Raw genomic sequence first — 18,895 nt, forward strand, 5'->3', positions numbered from 1 at the left:
TATATGTTTAAAAAAGTTTTAATAGCAGAAGATATAGATTTTAACGATATTGCAGTTGTACAAGTACTTCGTGAACTAAATGTTCCCGAAATAGAATATGCTAAATATTGTGATGATGCCTTTCTTAAAATGAAAAAAGCACACTTCGATAACAATCCTTATCAATTATTAATTACTGATTTGTCCTTTAAACCTGATTATCGAGAAAATGTTTTAAAATCTGGTGAAGAACTTATTGCTACTGTTAAAGAATCATTTCCTGAAATCAAAATAATTGCATTTTCTATTGAAGATAAAACGTACCGTATAAGGTCATTGTTTAACCAATACAACATCAATGGTTTTGTAATGAAAGGTCGTAATAGTATTCCTGAATTAAAAAAAGCAATACAAAATGCCTTCAATACTGACGAAAAATATCTTTCTCAAGAGCTAAACTACATTCTTAGAGACAAAACTGCAAATGAGATAGACAATTATGACATTCAACTTATTAAATATCTTTCAATAGGCATATCTCAAGAAAACATGGAAGGCAAATTTAAAGAAATGGGAATTACTCCAAATAGTAAAAGCACAATAGAAAAGCGTCTCAATAAACTTAAAATTTACTTCAAAGCTAATAATCCCACTCATCTTGTTGCAATTGCCAAAGATTTGGGTCTGGTATAAGCCTTGTATAATAATATCTTTTTTATGCTTTACGGATTTCCGTAAGGATGTCCAATTATATAATTATATTTTTGAGACACCCAAATCATTATCGAATGAAGAATAATAATTTTATACTATTTTCAAAAAAGTACTTAGCAAAGATTATCTCTCCTAAAAATATAATTGTTCTAAAAACAATACTTCTCTGCTTCCTTCTTTCTTATGGGATAACGGTACTAGGAAGTATATCAGGATATATTAATATAGACTGGAAATTCTTATTCATTCCAGCAATTATAATATTCCAAATAGTATTAATAATACTTGCTGTTAAAGAAAAATATAAAAGCAGAATGGATTAATCATGGGAGATGAAAAGCTACGGATGAAAACGGAAACGAATACAATCTTGTCGCAGATTAATCTACAACAATAAGAAATAAGAAATAATAAATTTAGTAGAAATCAACGCATATATTGTAGATTTCGGGGTGTCAAAAAAAATGTCTTGTCGTGGTTTAGCTTCTGCAAAAACCAAAGCGCAAAAGTTAATTTAAAACAAATACAACAAGATAACTTGACACTTTGCAACTTGAAAAGCCCAATAACTCTAGGATAATATTTATATTTGAAAATTAATACTTATAAATGAAAATCCAATTTACTGTTCTATTTTTTTTATTAACTACACTCCTATACTCCCAAACAAAGATACTCTCGTGGAACATTGAAAACTTTGGAAAATCAAAAACAGAACAAGATATTGACTTTATAGCCAACACTATAAAAAATCATGATATTATTGCAATTCAAGAGGTTGTAGCTGGTTATGGAGGTGCTCAAGCTGTAGCAAGGCTTGTAGACCAACTCAATCGCAAAGGAGCTAAATGGGACTATTCTATAAGTAATCCAACAAGTAGTAGTGCATACAAAACAGAACGGTATGCTTTTATCTGGAAAACTAACAAGGCGAAACTAATTGGAAAACCATGGCTCGAAAAGCAATATGAAAAACAAATAGATCGAGAGCCTTACTTTGCTACTTTTGAAAAGAATGGTAAAAACTTCACAATTGTAAGTTTCCATGCAATTACAAAAAGTAAACAACCTGAAACAGAAATTAAATATTTCAAATTTTTACCTCAGCAATATTCTAATCAAAACTTAATTTTTGTTGGAGATTTTAATTGTCCGCAATCACATACCGTTTTTAATCCATTGAAAAAAATGGGATATTTGCCAACTTTAGAAAACCAAAAAACTTCTTTGAAACAAAAATGTATTAATAACCAATGTTTAGCCTCTGAGTATGATAATATTTTTTATCATTCTTCAAAAATTAAAATAATAGACAAAGGAATAATTCATTTCTACAAAGACTTTAATTCTTTGAAAGAAGCAAGAAGGATATCTGATCACATTCCGATATGGATGGAGTTTTCTTTAAATTAAGTTTTAAGTTTTTTCTTCTTAGCTGCTGGAAACAGAACATTATTGAGTATTAATCGGTAGCCAGGCGAATTTGGATGTAAATCTAAAACTGTTGGTGGGTCACCTACTTTATGTTGATAATCTTCAGGATCATGACCTCCAAAAAAAGTAAACATCCCTTTTCCTTTTTCACCATGAAGATATCTTACTTCTCCGTTAATTTCACATGTTCCCATTACCAAAGCATTCGATTTAACAAAATTGGCATCAAACGAAGTCGTTTGCCCCATAAATCCTTTTACTAATTGCGTATGATTTTGACATAACATACTCGGAATTGGATCCCATTTTGCTGAAAATTCCATTAAAGTAAAATAGTCCTTTTCCATTGAAATACGCCTTTTTGGAGTCATATCTATATCTGAAAACTCATATACTTCAGGTTTACGTTCTAAGGTAAAATCTCTAAAAGCAAATGAATTAGCATAATTAAGCTTCGATTGGTAGTTTGGCTCACTTGCATCGCCATCAAACATTGCTTCACAAATATCAACTCCATCTGCTGCCAAAGCTATATCAAAACTATCAGTTGCTGAACACATTGCAAACATAAACCCACCACCAATAACAAAATCTCTAATTTTTTTTGCTACTGCTCCTTTTTCTTTTGATACTTTATCATAACCTAATTTAGTTGCCAATGCTTCTGTATCTTTCTTTTGCTCAATATACCATGGTGTGTTTTTATAAGCGGCATAAAATTTACCATATTGACCTGTAAAATCTTCATGATGCAAATGCAACCAATCATATAATAATAACTGATCACTTAAAACTTCTTCATCATAAATCGGAGTAAATGGAATCTCTGCATATGTTAATACTAAAGTTACTGCATCGTCCCAAGGTTGTTTCCCCTTTGGTGTATAAACTGCTATTTTGGGAGCTTTTTCAAGAATAACAGTTTCCATATTTTGAGATGGACTTGAAATTTCATTTAAAATAGAATTCTCTTCACTATCAGAAAGTATTTCAAAACTAACCCCTCGGATTTTACATTCTTTACGAATCTCTTCTGCATCTGGTAATAAAAAAGAACCTCCTCTATAATTAAGTAACCAACTGGCTTTATAATTCTTACTCAAACACCAATAAGTAATTCCATATGCCTTTAGATGATTTTGCTGTGTAGTTTCATCCATGGGAAGTAAAATAAACGAAGCCTTGCCACTAAATGATAATAAAAAGAAGAAAACGTAAGCAAAATAATATTTCATTTTATATTTTTTTATTTGAAACTATTTTAAAAGATTGTTTATTTCATTATCAAAAAAACACGTAAAAACACGCGTAAATTCATGAATAAGTCTAGTTAAATTTGTTATTCTACATAACCAACTAATAATTAAATATGAAAACTCAAGCAATGAAACTTAATGAAACAAATAACAAATCTAAACATACAAATTTATTTCGGAAAATAGGCATCTGTTTACTAGTACTAACAATTATACTATATTACTTTTTATCTATTCAATTTCTTGCAAGTAGTGAAATTAATTAAGAGTATCAATTCGCAAGAACTGCAATTTGGTTTTGAATTGCATAAACAACTAATCCTGCAGTATTTCTAGACTCTGTTTTTAGTAATAAATTATTACGATGCCCTTCTACAGTTCTGGGGCTAATAAAAAGTTCTTCTGCTATTTCAGCAGTACTTTTTTGCAAACAAATCAAACGTAAGACTTCTATTTCACGGGCTGAAAGAAAATTGGTATCCAAATTACATCTAGTATTTTTACCCTCTTTGGCAATACTTTGAATAATTTTAAGAACATTTTCATTATAATAATATCCCTTTGTGCTTACTTGATTAATTGTATATATCAAATCTTTTGGTGTTGTATTCTTTATTAAATAAGAAACTGCTCCAACTTGCAACATATTTGCAACAAACGATTTAGTATCATAACTCGTTAGAGCAATAATTTTAATATCTGGGTAGTTTTTATGAATAATTTTGGTTGCTTCTACTCCATTTAAAACTGGCATTTTTAAATCGATAATAATAATATCAGGTTGACTAGTTGTTTTATCAAGATAAGATATTAGTTCACTCCCATTTGACGCTTCAAAAACAACTTTAAAATTGTCTTCTCGTTCCAATAAAAAGATAATTCCTTTACGAAATAAAACTTCATCATCAACTAAAATTATTTTTATCGGGGCTTTCATTTTATCAAATGTAACTAATTAACTTTCACATTCTTAACAAATTAGATGTCAAAAACACATAGAAAAAGCATTTATCCTGCGAAAATACAAAAAATGCATACTTAAACAATAAAAAATCGATTCTAAAACGTAAAAATTACTGAAACACCGTTATTTACAGATGAATTTACAGATATAGTTCCATTCAAAAAAGAAATTCTACTTTCTATATTTTTCATACCAAGTCCTTTAAAATTATCTGCATTATTACTATCAAAACCAATTCCATTATCAGAATATAATCCTGTATTTATACCATTTTTATCATCAAAAGAAATCGAAATTTGAGTTGCCTTACCATGTCGTAAAGAATTATTCATCAGTTCTTGTAAAATTCTAAAAACATGCAAATGCTTGTCTTTGTATTTTTCATCGAATTGAATTTTGTTTTTATAGTCTACCTTAACGGCTTTACTACTTTCAAACTCTAAACATAATTCTTCTATTCCTGCATGTAGTCCAAATTTTTCTAAAACTGGAGGAAATAAACCGTGAGCAATTTTTCTAGAATTATCAAGTGCCTTAGCAGTTAAGTCTATAATATTATCAGTAATCTCCATTACTTCTTTTTCGCTTAAATTTGAAGTACGTAATAGGTAACTATTTAATGAAACCACATTAAGTTTGGAACTAATATCATCATGCAAATCTTGTGCGATTCGCTTTCGTTCTTCTTCTTGTGTAATAATAACAGCTTGAACCTGATCTTTTTGGTATTGGATTTCTAAATCTTTTTTTTCTAATTGTTCTTTTATAATTTTCTTTCTTGAAAAATAAAAAAACAATACTAAAACAATTCCCATTAATATGAATGATAAACATCCAAAAATAATTATAGCTACAATCTCACTTTCTGGAATTGGGCTTGAATTCATATATTTTGAGTTTTTCTCTTATTAGTTTTATGCAAATTTACGAATAAATGTATCGCATTTAATCTGGTAATTGAAACTCTCAAAATAAAAAAATCTTTGACAAAATATACACTTTGACAAAGACTTCCTATTTGTAAGCTTATTCATAGCTTATAATGCTATACTTTTAATATATCAATCTTTTATATAATTTGAAGTATCTCCTTCGCTACATTTTTTTTGTATAGCACTTCCCTTTTATTTGAAAAACGTCTTAATACTCATAAACAAACAAGTTATCATTTCTGAATCAATTAAAACTAATTCAGAAAATTAGCCTCATCCTTTTTATAAAAACTCCTCTTCCATTCAACTAAAATAAATAACTGAAAAATTACATATAAAATATAATTTATCCGTGAAGGTACTTTGTAATATTTTGAGCTTAACGTTACCGATAAATTACCTACTAAAAATAAAATAGTACTTCCGAATAAATACAATATAATACCTATGTTGATATAATAAAACATCTTTTTACCATTCAACATATTGTAAAAATGAAATGTAGCAAAAATTAATAATAAAAATGAAGTAATGAATATTTCATATAAATTGAACTTAAAAAACAAATCGGGTCTAATACTATATTGAATAGCCAAACTTAGTAGTGCTAAAATGACTGTAATCTTGATTACTTTTTTCTGAAATTTATCTGTTATTAAATTAAAATAAAAAAGGCCGAGCATAATAAACTGCCCTATAAAATAAAAATGTGATAAAAACAGATTATTCAACCCTAACTTCCTTAATACAAGAGTAATGATCTGAATACATACAATTAAAAAAAGATAGACTGTAAATATCACATAGGATTTTTGTTTCTTAGAAAGACCAAATGCAAATACAATAAAATTAATCAGTAAAAGGAAATACCCCAAATTAACAAGAAATGAATACATAAATCACTTCTAATTTAATGGACTAGATGGATCACCTTGAGGAGGACATGGCTGGCTAAAATCATATATAGCTGGTGGTATAGCTGTTTCATTTCCATCTTTACTATTTCCAGGTTTACTATCTCCAGGTTTAGGCAACATGTCTTCGTAAATAAGAGTATCTTTGTTTAGTCTAGTTCCAACAAGCATTAATGTTTGTACTCCCTCATCATTTATTCCAATGTAAGCTCTCGCGGCATCAATACCTTGTGCTAAAACCATTTCTAAATTTATTTTTGGTATTAAAAAGGCACGTACTTTATTCTTAGCCTCTATTCCATTTTTTGGATCTTTCCATTTTTTGTCCATTTTTCGGCCGTTTCTAAAGAAATTTCTGTGTCTTTTTCTCTTAATGTTTTGTTTTCTGACATAATTTAGATTTTATTAATTAATTAAAATTCAACTTAGGTTTGTTAATATTTTCGCTAAACTACTGTTTTTTTATTCTTTTAACAAAAAATATATCCCTAAAAAGATAACCAAAATAAAAGTTAAAAATATTTTTTATTTTAACTTTTATTTAACAAAATGATAGCTATTAAAATTCTAATTTTAGTGTATACTTTCTAAAGCACTCCATATACATTATTGATAAATAACAAGTTACAGTTTATTATAAAAAACACGTATAAATACGTGTATCCATATTTTCATTATAATCTAATTTTGAATTTTACTAATTAAACTAAAAAACTATGTCTACAGAACCATTTATCGGAGAAATTAAGATTTTAGCATTCAACTTTGCGCCTAGAGGTTACGCGACCTGTCAAGGTCAAACACTAGGTATTGCACAAAACACCGCATTATTCTCTCTTATAGGGACTTATTATGGAGGAAATGGCCAAACAACATTTCAACTTCCTAATCTGCAAGGTCGCATGCCAGTAGGTCAAGGACAAAGTGCTTTAGGAGCTAGTTATCAGATGGGACAAACTGGAGGAGTAACTTCTGTTTCTATATTGACATCAAATATGCCTGCACACGTTCACACCCTAACCAATGTTGCGGTAAAGATAAAAGCTTCTACTGCAAATGCAGATGAATCTGCAGCAGAAGGGAACTTTCCAGCCACTACCAAAGCATCTACTTATTCAGGAAATGGAGCTACTAATAACGTTTTTACTGGAGGAACAGCAATTACAGGTAATACTGACCCATCAGGTACAGGTATACCGATTAGTGTACAAAATCCTTATTTAACAATCAACTATTCCATTGCTACAGAGGGAATATTTCCAAGTAGAAATTAATTATAAATAAAATAAAGAAGATATTTAGTTCAATTTCTTCTTCATTTCTTACATAAAATATATGGAAGTAGTAGGGATTTTATTATCACGTTCTACATACTATCAAACAATTGGTTTTGATTTATATGAAGGTCTCCGTTCTAGTCTAAAACAATTGGGACGGAGTGATATCAAAATAGTTACAGAAAATATAGGTTTCGGTGCTGATAAACAACAATGTTATCGCAGTGCCGAAAAGCTTTTGCTTGAAGAAAATGCAACTGTTGTAATTGCATACATCGGTCATCGTACTGCTCAATTACTTCGTCCACTTTTTCTAGCGACAAATAGAATATTGATTGTTTTAGATGCAGGCGCTAATATGCCTCATGAGTGGCCAACCTGCCCAAATATTTTTTATCATTCGCTTCATAATTCATTAGCTGCTTCGCTTGTAGCTAAAGAGGCAACAAAAGACGGATACAAAAGTGCTGGCATGGTAACAGGTTATTATGATGGTGGGTATTTACATACTTATAGTATTTCAAAAGCATTTCAAGACAATGGGGGTACAATATCTTTTAATCATGCTACTGGCTATAAAACAGAAGACTTTACGATGGAACCGTTAAAAGAACATTTAAATAATTTTCCTGAAAGTGCCTTGTTAAGCATTTTTAGTGGCGATTATGTACAATGGTATTTTGAACAAATAAAAAACACATTTGAAGATCAAAATCTGCCAATCTATCTAACTCCATTTGGATTAGAAGAAACAATGCTAAGTAATGCTATATATCCAGGAAATAAAGCAAAAGGTATTGCTGCTTGGTCTAAAAAAATTGAATCTGCAGAAAATAAAATTTTCATTGATGCAATGACAGAATTAGGAAAAACACCTAATCTATTCTCTTTGTTAAGTTGGGAAAGTGCAACTATAGCTATAAAAGCAATAGAACTAACTCTTGAATATAAAAATAGTATCCCAAATATTAGCCAAGATCTACAAGCGCTAACATTCGTAAGTCCAAGAGGGAAAATTTATTTTGATACAAAAACCAACACCTCTATTTCTCCTTTATATAAAGCAACCATTGTCTCAAACACAGAAGGAAAATGTGAATTACAATTGGAAGGTGAAGTAACAGAAGTAAATAAATATTATAAAAAACTAACCAACCAAGATTTAGATCAAAGCACATCGGCTTGGTACAATAGCTATGTCTGTATTTAATTATGGAAGCACAAAAAAGAATAATGGTATTATGTGGCGGAAAGTTCGCCTTTAACACGTTGCAATTATTAGCATATGAGAGATTCATATGCGCTATTGGTATCGGGAAAAGCAATAACACAATAATAGATGCTTTAGAGAGAGAATCAGAAGACAATAACTTCGGGTTCAAATCATTCCCTTCTAAAAAAAGCATGGAAGAAATGAGAAGTTGGATTGATACTATTAAACCCGATTACATCTTTTGTATCTCATTCCCATTTCTTCTTCCTGAATCTGTTCTGTCCTATGGAAATGATAAATTCATCAATTTCCACCCAGCACCGTTACCACAATACCGCGGCGTAATGCCAATTTTTGAAGTACTTAAAAATCAAGAAAAGGAGACTGCCATTTGTGCGCATTATATGAATGAAAAATTTGATCAAGGAAATATTATTTTTAATGATCCTGTAAGAACACAAGAGAATGACACTTACGGAAAATTAACGGTGAGATTAAGTGCCCGTATGGCACAAGTAGCATTGAATATGGCAAATATGCTACAATTTGCTAGTAACATTCCTAATCATCCACAAGATGAGTCATTGGCTTACTATTATGAAAAACCTGAACTAACGGATACTTACATTAATTGGAAGCGAATGTATGCTACTGAAATCATTGCATTAATAAATGCATGTAATCCTTGGAATTCTGGAGCTGATGCTACTTTAATGGATGAACAGGTTAAAATAATAGTAGCAACCCTATTAGATGAACCACATCAGGAGAAACCTGGAACAATCATTTCTATAAACAATACGATAAATGTAGCTTGTGAAGATAACAAACAAATTGCAATCGAAATACTTAGTACAGACGAAGGTATAATGACGGCTAATCAATATGCCTTATTAAAGCCATTAGTGGCAAACCCCATATCTAACTAATATAATTAAACTATTAATTTAAAACTATGCGAATATGAAAAAGAACTTTACTATTATTTTTGCGACATTACTTTGCCTCTTTTCAACAAGAGGTAATGCCCAAACGCAATTTTGGTCCGATACTTTTGAAGATACTGGAGCTCCAAGTTCCGGTACAAGAACTCCATCTGTGGAATTTTCTTGTGGAGGACCACCAGCAACTTCTTATTTTTTTAGAACTACACCAGCAGGAATTGCTCTTAATAGTGTCCCTCTTCCTAACACCACCTATACTGGTTTCCAAGGTAGTAAAATATGGGCAGGAGAAGATCTTGATAGAGGCTCAACCTGTACAAACAATGATATATCTCCTAACCAACAAGTTTCTTGGCTAAACATTAACATCACTGGAAAAAGTGGATTATCTTTTAAAGGTCTTTTTGCTGCAAATGATCAAAATACCTGGCAAGGCTCTGATAGTGGTATTCAACAAGATTATGTTATTGTAGAGTATAAAATTGATGCTGGACCATGGACCAAAGTATTAGCTTTTTATGCTAGTGCGGCTGATGACAGCCCATCGCTAAAACTTGACACTAATGGAGATTTAATAGGAGATGGAGCTGCTTTAAGCTATGCATTCAGTGAGTTTTCTGCAAACATTCCTGGTACTGGAACTACTTTACTAATTAGATTGAATGCTTATGCAAATGGATCACTTACACAAGAATTTGCAGTAGATAACTTTCGTTTATTTGAAACTCCTGCATGTACAGCTCCAGTTATTACTGCCAACCCTCCTGATAGAACTTTATGTCCAGGAAGCAATACAACATTTGCAGTTGCTGCAACTGGCGCAACAGCTTACAAATGGCAAGTAGATTTAACAGGTACTGGAACCTATACTGATCTTTTAAATGTTGCTCCATATTCAGGAGTTACAACAAATACATTGACTATAACTGGTGCAACTACAACAATGAACACCTATAAATATAGAGCAGTTGCAATTAATGGAATTGCTACTTGTTTTACAAACTCAAATCCTGGAACACTTTCAGTTTCTAACATAACCCTTGCTAGCTCACAAGATAATATCCTTTGTGCAGGTAGCACTGGTAGTGCATCTGTAATTCCTAGCGGAGGTGATGGTCCTTATACATACTCATGGTCTCCATCTGGTGGTACTGGCAGTATAGCTACAAACTTAAGTGCTGGAACATATACAGTAACAGTTACTGATGCTAGTAATTGTACAAAACAACAACTTTTTAATATCATAGAAACAGCAACACCAATTCTAATTTCACCATCACAAACAAACGTGTCTTGCAATGGTGGATCTAATGGAACTGCTACTGCAGTAGTTAATGGGGGTACTGGCCTTGGTACATATACTTATTCTTGGTCTCATTCGAACTTAATAACAACTGCATCTGCATCTGGACTATCTGCTGGTACATATACCGTGACTGTAACGGATGGAAATGCCTGTTCTAAGCAACAAATTTTCAATATTCTTCCTGCAACTGAGATTATCACATCTGTAACAGGACAAAGTAATGTAAGCTGTAATGGTGGTTCTAATGGATCGGCAACTGTAGGAGCTACAGGTGGTACAGGTACATACACTTATTCTTGGTCTCCTTCGGGCGGAACCGCTGCAACTGCTTCTGGACTTACTGCTGGCACATATACCGTGACTGTAACGGATGGAAATACCTGTTCTAAACAACAAGTTGTAACTATTCTTCCAGCAACTGAGATTATAACATCTGTAACAGGACAAAGTAATGTAAGCTGTAATGGTGGTTCTAATGGATCGGCAACTGTAGGTGCTACAGGTGGTACGGGTACATACACTTATTCTTGGTCTCCTTCAGGCGGAACCGCAGCAACTGCATCTGGACTTACTGCTGGTATCTATACAGTAACTGTGACTGATGCTAACACCTGTAGTAAACAGCAAGTATTTGAAATTATTGAACCTGTAGCAAGTATTTTAAGTATTAGCCGTGCTGGTAATATATTAACTGCCGACCAACCTGGTGCAACTTACCAATGGTTCACTTGTCCTAATACGGATATTGCTGGAGAAATTGGTCAATCATTTACACCAACAGCCAATGGATCATATGGAGTAGCTATAACACTAAACGGTTGTACCGTTATTGCTCCATGTGTTAATGTAACTTCATTAGCAACTACAGATTTTGAAGAAAAATCTAAATTCATGATTTACCCTAATCCGAGTCAAGGCATTGTAAACGTAAAATCTGATCACGATACAGATTTAAGTATAATCAATCAATCAGGGCAAATTCTTAAAACAGTTAAAGTTACTGCTGATACTGTCAACACAATTAATGTTGAGAATTTAAGTGATGGTATATACTTCATTCGTGAAATGAAAGGTAATAAACAAGCTACTTATAAACTAATACTAAAAAAATAAACTATAAAAGGGGATATTTTAATATCCCCTTTTAATTAATTATCCACTTATACAAGAGGGTAAATGTCATCGTGACCCAATTTTATTTATACTATCCAAAAAACAAACCATATGGAAAGAAGATTATTTGTAAAGAAAACAAGTCTGTTAACTTCTGGTATTTTAATTTTATCAACAGATTCAATTTTAGCAACAACTTCAACAGCACAAAAAAATGTTACTAACATAAATTTGATACCAGCACTTGCAACAGGTAAAAATATAATAATTAAAGGTTTAGTCTTAGATGCCAAAACAAATCTTCCCATAAATACTGATATAAAAATCAGTACAAAAAGAAATCGTTTTTATTCAAAGAATAATTCACTAAATGCTTTAAATGGAGAATATTCAATTTATACAGGTTTCACGAATTCAGGAAAAACATCAGAAAAACTACATTTTGAGATTAATGCGCCAGGATACAAAGCCTATAATGGAAATCTTTATATAACCAAAAAAGGCTGCAACATCCATAGCGACCAGTGGCAATATAATCCTAGTTATAAACCTGAGTATCGACCTGTTAATAAAGAACAAGAAAGCACTATTATATCAACATTCAATTTTTACTTGGTAAAAGCATCTTAAATAATAGTATTAATTCGCATAAAAAAGGAGAAACTATCAATTGATAGTTTCTCCTTTTTTATGCGAACATCTTTAGCATTGTATAGATTAAAATGGCACATCACTGTCATCATCGTCGTCGTCGTTAAAATTACTTCCAAAAGCTTCATTTGCAGAAGGAAGATTTTTAGTAACAAACGGATTATTGTCATCAACATTCATCTTAGAAGGTAAATCATCATAATTGCCTGAAAAATCATCCAAGTTATCAAATTTTCCAAGGTGTCCAATAAATTTCAAACGAACATTCTCAATACCCCCATTACGGTGTTTAGCAATCATAATTTCTGCCTGACCAGTTGTTGGCGAAGCTTCATCATCATCCCATTCCTCAATTTTATAATATTCCGGTCGGTATAAAAACGAAACAATATCAGCATCCTGCTCAATTGCTCCAGATTCACGAAGATCGGATAACAACGGACGTTTACTTGATCCACGCGTCTCAACAGCACGCGATAACTGAGAAAGTGCAATTACAGGAACGTTAAGTTCTTTTGCCAAAGCTTTTAAGTTTCGAGAAATAGTCGAGATTTCCTGCTCACGATTTCCTCCTCCTTTATTATTCCCTCCAGCAGTCATTAACTGCAAATAGTCAATAATGATAATTTTAATCCCGTGTTGAGATGCCAAACGACGACATTTCGCTCTTAAATCGAAAATCGAAAGTGATGGTGTATCATCAATAAATAGCGGAGCTTTCTCTAAGTTCTTTACTTTAGTACTCAACATTGTCCATTCATGAGGCTCTAGTTTACCAGTACGTAATTTTTCTGATGACAATCCTGTTTCTGAAGAAATTAATCTGGTAATTAATTGAACAGAAGCCATCTCTAAAGAAAACAATGCCACTGGATGTCCAAAATCGATTGCAATATTTCTGGCCATCGAAAGAATAAATGCAGTTTTTCCCATCGCTGGTCTTGCTGCGATAATAATTAAATCACTTGGTTGCCATCCAGAAGTCAGTTTATCCAGATTAGTAAAACCAGTTTCAACACCACTTAATCCTTCTTGTTTAGAAATTTCTTCAATTTTCTTTTTTGCCTGTAGTACCAAACTCTGTGCAGTTTCAGAACTACGTTTAATATTTCCTTGTGTTACTTCATATAATTTTGATTCGGCTTGATCAAGCAAATTAAAAACGTCTGTCGTTTCGTCATAAGACGCTTCAATAATTTCCGAAGAAATACGAATCAAACTACGCTGAATAAATTTCTGAAGTATAATACGAGAGTGAAATTCGATGTGCGCAGAAGATGCAACTTTTTGAGTAAGCTGAATTAAGTAAAAATCACCTCCTGCTAAATCTAACTTCCCATTTTTCTTAAGTTGTGCCGAAACAGTCAATAAATCGATTGGTTGTGTTTCTGTAAAAAGCTGTACTATTGCTTCAAAAATATATTTATGCGCATCCTTATAAAAAGCGTCTGCCTGCAAAATATCAATTACATCATCAACACCTTTTTTATCAATCATCATTGCTCCAAGTACAGCCTCTTCTAATTCCAGTACTTGTGGGGGAAGTTTCCCTTTTTCTAAATTAATAATTGCGGTTTTATCGACCTTAATTGGGTTTATATTTTTGAAGTTTTCCATATAGCGAATGTAACAAAATTTAGAAGAGAAAATCCATCTAGTTGTTACGAATAATTGTTTATAAGTTAGTGTATATTGTTTAAAACCAAAAAAAAATCCGAAACGATAAGGCTTCGGATTTTTTATAAATTTGTAAGAATTTATTCTTTGAATTCGCCCATTTTACTGTATTTATCCATTCTTTGGGCAATTAAATCAGTTGTTGATAAGTCTTTCAATTCATTATATCCTTTAGTGATATATTGTATAACTGTTGCAAATGTCGTTTCTCTATCATAATGAGCCCCACCTAATGGTTCAGGAATAACATCATCAACTAGTTTTTGCTTTTTCATATCTGAAGAAGTCAATTTTAATGCTTCTGCAGCTTTCTCTTTATACTCCCAACTTTTCCATAAGATAGAAGAACAAGATTCTGGAGAAATTACTGAATACCAAGTGTTCTCAAGCATATATACTTTATCTCCCACTCCTATTCCTAAGGCTCCTCCCGAAGCACCTTCACCAACAATAATAGTGATAATTGGCACCTTTAAACGAACCATTTCAAATATATTTCTAGCAATAGCTTCTCCCTGTCCTCTTTCTTCGGCTTCAAGTCCAGGATATGCACCCGGGGTATCTACTAAAGTTAAAACAGGAATACCAAATTTCTCTGCCATTTTCATTAATCGTAATGCTTTACGATATCCTTCTGGATTAGCCATACCAAAATTTCGGTATTGACGTGTTTTCGTATTGTATCCTTTTTGCTGACCAACAATCATAAATGACTGTCCGTCTATCTTACCTAAACCACCAACCATAGCTTTATCGTCTTTAAAACCTCTGTCTCCATGAAGTTCTAAGAAAGTATCACCACACATTGCCTTAATATAATCTAAGGTATATGGTCTGTTTGGATGTCTTGACAATTGCACGCGTTGCCAAGCTGTTAAATTTTTATATATACTTCTTTTAGTTTCTTCTAATTTCTTATTAATTTGTTTGCACGTTGGCGTTACATCAACATCTGATTCTTTTCCAATGATAACACACTTTTCTAACTGCTCTTCTAATTCTTTGATTGGAAGTTCAAAATCTAAATATTCCATAGGATTTTTTGAATTTTTGTTTTTAAATCGAACCGCAAATATAAAAATATTATATTGTTTGTCGCGTTTATTTAGTATTAAAGTATAAAAAAATAAAGAGTGAAAAAGTTAAAACATTACACTTTGTCATCTTTTTTATAGTGTTTAAAAACACCATTTAATATAACTGTTATCACAATTATAATTGCACCAATATAAAATTCGGTACTCATTTTCTCTTTTCCGCCCAAAATAAAATAGGCCAAAATAATTCCGTAAACTGGCTCTAAATTAGTTGTAAGCATCACAGTATAAGGAGTGAGTTTTCTCATTACTTTTACTGAAGCAGTAAATGCATAAGCAGTACATACCGAAGCCAAAAGCAGTATCAATAGCCAGTTATTCAATGATAGTTCAAAGAAATCAGCAGTAAATTTACCTTGAAATAAAAAGTAAATAGATATAAAAAAAACACCCGCTCCAAATTCATAAAATGTAATAACCGATGGCTCATGATCTGCTATTAATTTCCCATTCATTAATGTAAATAAGACACCTAAAATTATAGAAGCTAAAGCATAATACATTCCGTTTAAGTACTGAATTTCAACTTGCATTATTAATGCTAAACCAGCAATAATAATTAGTCCAAAGAAAACTTCATACCATAACACTTTTCTTCCAAAAAAAATTGGTTCCAATAAAGAAGCAAAAAAAGCACCCAATGAAAATATAGAAAGTGTTATCGAAACATTAGAAACATGAATTGCTTTGAAAAAAAATATCCAATGTAAAGCAATCAGTAACCCGACAAAAATTAGTTTAAAAAAGGCTTTTACAGGAACCCGAAATGATTCTCTTTTAAAAACAATAAATGTCCCTAAAAAAATCCCTGCCAAAAGCATTCGATACCAAACCAAAGCTTCTGCATTAATAGTAATTAATGCTCCTAAAATAGCGGTAAATCCCCAAATAAAAACAATAAAATGAAGACTTAAGTAACTTTTTAATTTATCGTTTTGCATTTCGTAATAAATAAACCGCCAGAATTCCAAAAGCTATATTTGGAAACCAAACAGCGAATAATGGTGAAAAAGTTGATTTTTCCGCTAGTGTACCGAAAATTTTATCAAAAAACACAAAAGCAAAAGCAAGCGCAATTCCGATAGCTAAATTTGTTCCCATTCCTCCACGGCGTTTCATAGACGAAACAGCAACTGCAATAATTGTTAAAATAAAAGCTGAAACTGGAACACTTATTTTTTTATACAAAACAACCAAATAAACATTGATATCTCCAGAACCTCTTTTTTTCTCTTTTTCTATAAAATCATATAATTTACCGATACTCAAAGTTTCAGCAATATAAACCACAGGAGTCAAATCTTCTAAATCAAAAGTAAACACGGCTTTCTTTTCTGGTGCTTTCTCAATTTTATCATCTAATTCTCCCAAAGTTCTTTTAGTATAATCATACATCGTATATGTGCTATCTTTAGGATTCCACTGAATACGGCTTGCAGTAATTTTAGAAACTAACTTTTCTCCTTTAAATTTTTCTAATGTAAAATTAAAAGCCGTTTTGGAAACATCATTAAAGCTATTTACATAAATAAATTCGTTATCATTTATTTGTCGGTACACATTTGTATTGTTACCATGCATAGCTTCTTTCCCACCACCTTTAAGGTATGTGTACCTAAAATTATTAAAGCCTTCACTTGCCGCTGGAACAATATAAAATCCCATTAGTAAAACAAATACCGAAACAATCGAAGCACCAATTATATAAGGTCGCATGAAACGCGAAAAAGAGATCCCTGAGCTAAGTATTGCAATAACCTCAGTATTATTAGCCAATTTTGATGTAAACCAAATTACCGATAAAAATAAAAATATCGGAAACAGAGAATTAGCAAAATAAATAGTAAAATTATAATAGTAAACAACAATATCCAAAAAAGGAATTTTGTTCTCTAGCATTTTATTAATCTTCTCCGAAACATCAATTACAATCCCAATTGGGATAAAAAGCAACAACATCACTGTAAAAGTTGCTAAATATCTCTTTAAGATGTATTTGTCTATTATTGTCAGCATATATCCTTTATGTTTCATATTTCAAGTTTCGTGTTAACTTTCGTAAACATGAAACTTGAAACAAAAAAAACTTTAAACTTTATTATAGTCTTTGACTCATATTCTTAACCATCATTTCTTTCCATGGCATAAAATCTCCTGCTAAGATATGTTTTCTAGCCTCACGAACCAACCACATATAAAAACCAAGATTATGAATCGTAGCGATTTGTTTCCCCAAATACTCATTAGCAGCAAACAAATGACGCAGATACGCTTTTGTGTATTCAGTATCAACAAATGTGATTCCCATCTCATCAATTGGAGAGAAATCAGCTTCCCATTTTTTATTCTTGATATTAATTGACCCATTTGCAGTAAACAACATTCCGTTTCTTGCATTACGAGTAGGCATTACACAATCAAACATATCAACACCCAAAGCAATATTTTCCAGGATATTAATTGGTGTACCAACCCCCATTAAATAACGAGGTTTATCTTCTGGTAAAATTTCACAAACAATTTCAGTCATAGCATACATCTCTTCAGCTGGTTCTCCTACCGACAATCCACCGATAGCATTACCTTGCTGACCTGCATTTGCTATATATTCTGCCGACTGGCGGCGTAAATCTTTATAAGTACTACCTTGAACAATAGGAAAGAATGTTTGCTCATATCCGTATTTAAAAGGCACTTTGTCTAAATGATTAATACAACGATCCAACCAACGGTGAGTCATATGCATCGAACGCTGCGCATAACGATAATCACAAGGATATGGGGTACATTCATCAAAAGCCATAATAATATCAGCACCAATAGTACGCTGAATTTCCATTACATTCTCAGGAGTAAAGAAATGGTAAGAACCATCAATATGCGATTTAAACTTTACACCTTCCTCCTTAATTTTTCTGTTAGCAGACAATGAATACACTTGATATCCACCAGAATCAGTCAAAATATTCCTATCCCAATTCATAAATTTATGCAATCCACCTGCTTTTTCAAGAATCTCAGTCTGTGGACGCAAATACAAATGGTATGTATTTCCTAGAATAATATCAGGATTTATATCATTTTTCAATTCTCTTTGGTGTACACCTTTAACAGATGCTACAGTACCAACAGGCATAAAAATAGGAGTTTCAATAACTCCATGATCAGTAGTAATACTTCCCGCTCTCGCTTTCGATTGCAGATCTTTTTGTAATAAATCAAACTTCATATACACGTTTTTCAGTCGGCAAAGATAGGCTAATTTGAAAATTAGATAATTAGATAAATCAAAAAATTAAAGATGTTTTATGAATTAATTTAGACATGTCCCTTCGGGTCGGGCTATTCGCTATATCTTTTGTTTCATTTCCTTACACAAAAGGATGCCGCTATTATCCCTCATGCAAAAAAAATCTACTAAATT

Annotated in this window: 17 protein-coding genes; 8 read left to right on the plus strand and 9 right to left on the minus strand. The window is 31.8% G+C overall.

The genetic code is table 11. The features are described 5' to 3' along the window. Positions 1 to 3: 3 nt before the first annotated feature. From EAG11_RS12760 to EAG11_RS12770, 3 genes are all read left to right on the plus strand, one after another. A complete protein-coding gene (locus EAG11_RS12760; RefSeq protein WP_129539516.1) occupies positions 4 to 672 on the plus strand; it encodes a response regulator transcription factor in 669 nt (222 codons plus the stop codon). A gap of 95 nt (positions 673 to 767) precedes the next feature. Next, positions 768 to 1,016: a hypothetical protein gene (locus EAG11_RS12765; RefSeq protein ID WP_129539517.1), complete on the plus strand. Its 249-nt coding sequence runs from the start codon at positions 768 to 770 to the stop codon at positions 1,014 to 1,016. 286 nt (positions 1,017 to 1,302) lie between these two features. Beyond that, positions 1,303 to 2,106, plus strand: coding sequence for an endonuclease/exonuclease/phosphatase family protein (locus EAG11_RS12770; protein ID WP_129539518.1), 804 nt, complete (start codon positions 1,303 to 1,305; stop codon positions 2,104 to 2,106). On the opposite strand, the gene EAG11_RS12775 is transcribed toward EAG11_RS12770, so the two are convergent. The 4 genes from EAG11_RS12775 to EAG11_RS12795 all read right to left on the minus strand — a co-directional run bounded on the left by EAG11_RS12775 (position 2,103) and on the right by EAG11_RS12795 (position 6,523). After that, positions 2,103 to 3,362, minus strand: a complete 1,260-nt coding sequence (locus EAG11_RS12775; RefSeq protein ID WP_129539519.1) for an asparagine synthetase B — start codon at positions 3,360 to 3,362, stop codon at positions 2,103 to 2,105. The two genes, EAG11_RS12770 and EAG11_RS12775, sit on opposite strands and share 4 nt — an antisense overlap. Before the next feature lie 292 nt (positions 3,363 to 3,654). Beyond that, positions 3,655 to 4,320: a response regulator transcription factor gene (locus EAG11_RS12780; RefSeq protein ID WP_129539520.1), complete on the minus strand. Its 666-nt coding sequence runs from the start codon at positions 4,318 to 4,320 to the stop codon at positions 3,655 to 3,657. 122 nt (positions 4,321 to 4,442) lie between these two features. After that, positions 4,443 to 5,234 carry a sensor histidine kinase gene (locus EAG11_RS12785; RefSeq protein WP_129539521.1) on the minus strand — a complete coding sequence of 264 codons (792 nt, stop codon included), beginning with the start codon at positions 5,232 to 5,234 and terminating at the stop codon, positions 4,443 to 4,445. A 950-nt stretch (positions 5,235 to 6,184) separates the two neighbouring features. Then, a complete protein-coding gene (locus EAG11_RS12795) occupies positions 6,185 to 6,523 on the minus strand; it encodes a hypothetical protein (protein WP_129539523.1) in 339 nt (112 codons plus the stop codon). Between the two features lie 386 nt (positions 6,524 to 6,909). Here EAG11_RS12795 and EAG11_RS12800 point away from each other — a divergent pair, with 386 nt between their 5' ends. The 5 genes from EAG11_RS12800 to EAG11_RS12820 all read left to right on the plus strand — a co-directional run bounded on the left by EAG11_RS12800 (position 6,910) and on the right by EAG11_RS12820 (position 12,676). After that, positions 6,910 to 7,467 (plus strand): phage tail protein, encoded by a 558-nt coding sequence (locus EAG11_RS12800; protein WP_129539524.1) that lies wholly within the window; start codon positions 6,910 to 6,912, stop codon positions 7,465 to 7,467. 61 nt (positions 7,468 to 7,528) lie between these two features. Next, positions 7,529 to 8,680 carry an ABC transporter substrate-binding protein gene (locus EAG11_RS12805; RefSeq protein WP_129539525.1) on the plus strand — a complete coding sequence of 384 codons (1,152 nt, stop codon included), beginning with the start codon at positions 7,529 to 7,531 and terminating at the stop codon, positions 8,678 to 8,680. Positions 8,681 to 8,682: 2 nt separating this feature from the next. Further along, positions 8,683 to 9,612, plus strand: a complete 930-nt coding sequence (locus EAG11_RS12810) for a methionyl-tRNA formyltransferase (RefSeq protein WP_242499154.1) — start codon at positions 8,683 to 8,685, stop codon at positions 9,610 to 9,612. 34 nt (positions 9,613 to 9,646) lie between these two features. Next, a complete protein-coding gene (locus tag EAG11_RS12815) occupies positions 9,647 to 12,046 on the plus strand; it encodes a T9SS type A sorting domain-containing protein (protein ID WP_129539526.1) in 2,400 nt (799 codons plus the stop codon). A 111-nt stretch (positions 12,047 to 12,157) separates the two neighbouring features. Beyond that, positions 12,158 to 12,676 carry a hypothetical protein gene (locus tag EAG11_RS12820; RefSeq protein ID WP_129539527.1) on the plus strand — a complete coding sequence of 173 codons (519 nt, stop codon included), beginning with the start codon at positions 12,158 to 12,160 and terminating at the stop codon, positions 12,674 to 12,676. A gap of 87 nt (positions 12,677 to 12,763) precedes the next feature. Here EAG11_RS12820 and dnaB read toward each other — a convergent pair whose 3' ends face one another. The 5 genes from dnaB to tgt form a co-directional block, all read right to left on the minus strand. Further along, positions 12,764 to 14,314, minus strand: a complete 1,551-nt coding sequence (dnaB, locus tag EAG11_RS12825) for a replicative DNA helicase (RefSeq protein WP_129539528.1) — start codon at positions 14,312 to 14,314, stop codon at positions 12,764 to 12,766. Between the two features lie 140 nt (positions 14,315 to 14,454). Beyond that, positions 14,455 to 15,408 carry an acetyl-CoA carboxylase carboxyltransferase subunit alpha gene (locus EAG11_RS12830; protein ID WP_129539529.1) on the minus strand — a complete coding sequence of 318 codons (954 nt, stop codon included), beginning with the start codon at positions 15,406 to 15,408 and terminating at the stop codon, positions 14,455 to 14,457. A gap of 116 nt (positions 15,409 to 15,524) precedes the next feature. Then, positions 15,525 to 16,412 (minus strand): DMT family transporter, encoded by an 888-nt coding sequence (locus tag EAG11_RS12835; protein WP_129539530.1) that lies wholly within the window; start codon positions 16,410 to 16,412, stop codon positions 15,525 to 15,527. Further along, a complete protein-coding gene (locus tag EAG11_RS12840) occupies positions 16,399 to 17,487 on the minus strand; it encodes an LptF/LptG family permease (protein ID WP_129541098.1) in 1,089 nt (362 codons plus the stop codon). The genes EAG11_RS12835 and EAG11_RS12840 overlap by 14 nt, the downstream gene beginning before the upstream one ends. Before the next feature lie 82 nt (positions 17,488 to 17,569). Continuing rightward, a complete protein-coding gene (gene tgt / locus EAG11_RS12845) occupies positions 17,570 to 18,700 on the minus strand; it encodes a tRNA guanosine(34) transglycosylase Tgt (RefSeq protein WP_039116475.1) in 1,131 nt (376 codons plus the stop codon). Positions 18,701 to 18,895 lie beyond the last annotated feature (195 nt).

This window comes from Flavobacterium sp. 140616W15, from assembly GCF_003668995.1.
Taxonomy (GTDB): Bacteria; Bacteroidota; Bacteroidia; order Flavobacteriales; family Flavobacteriaceae; genus Flavobacterium.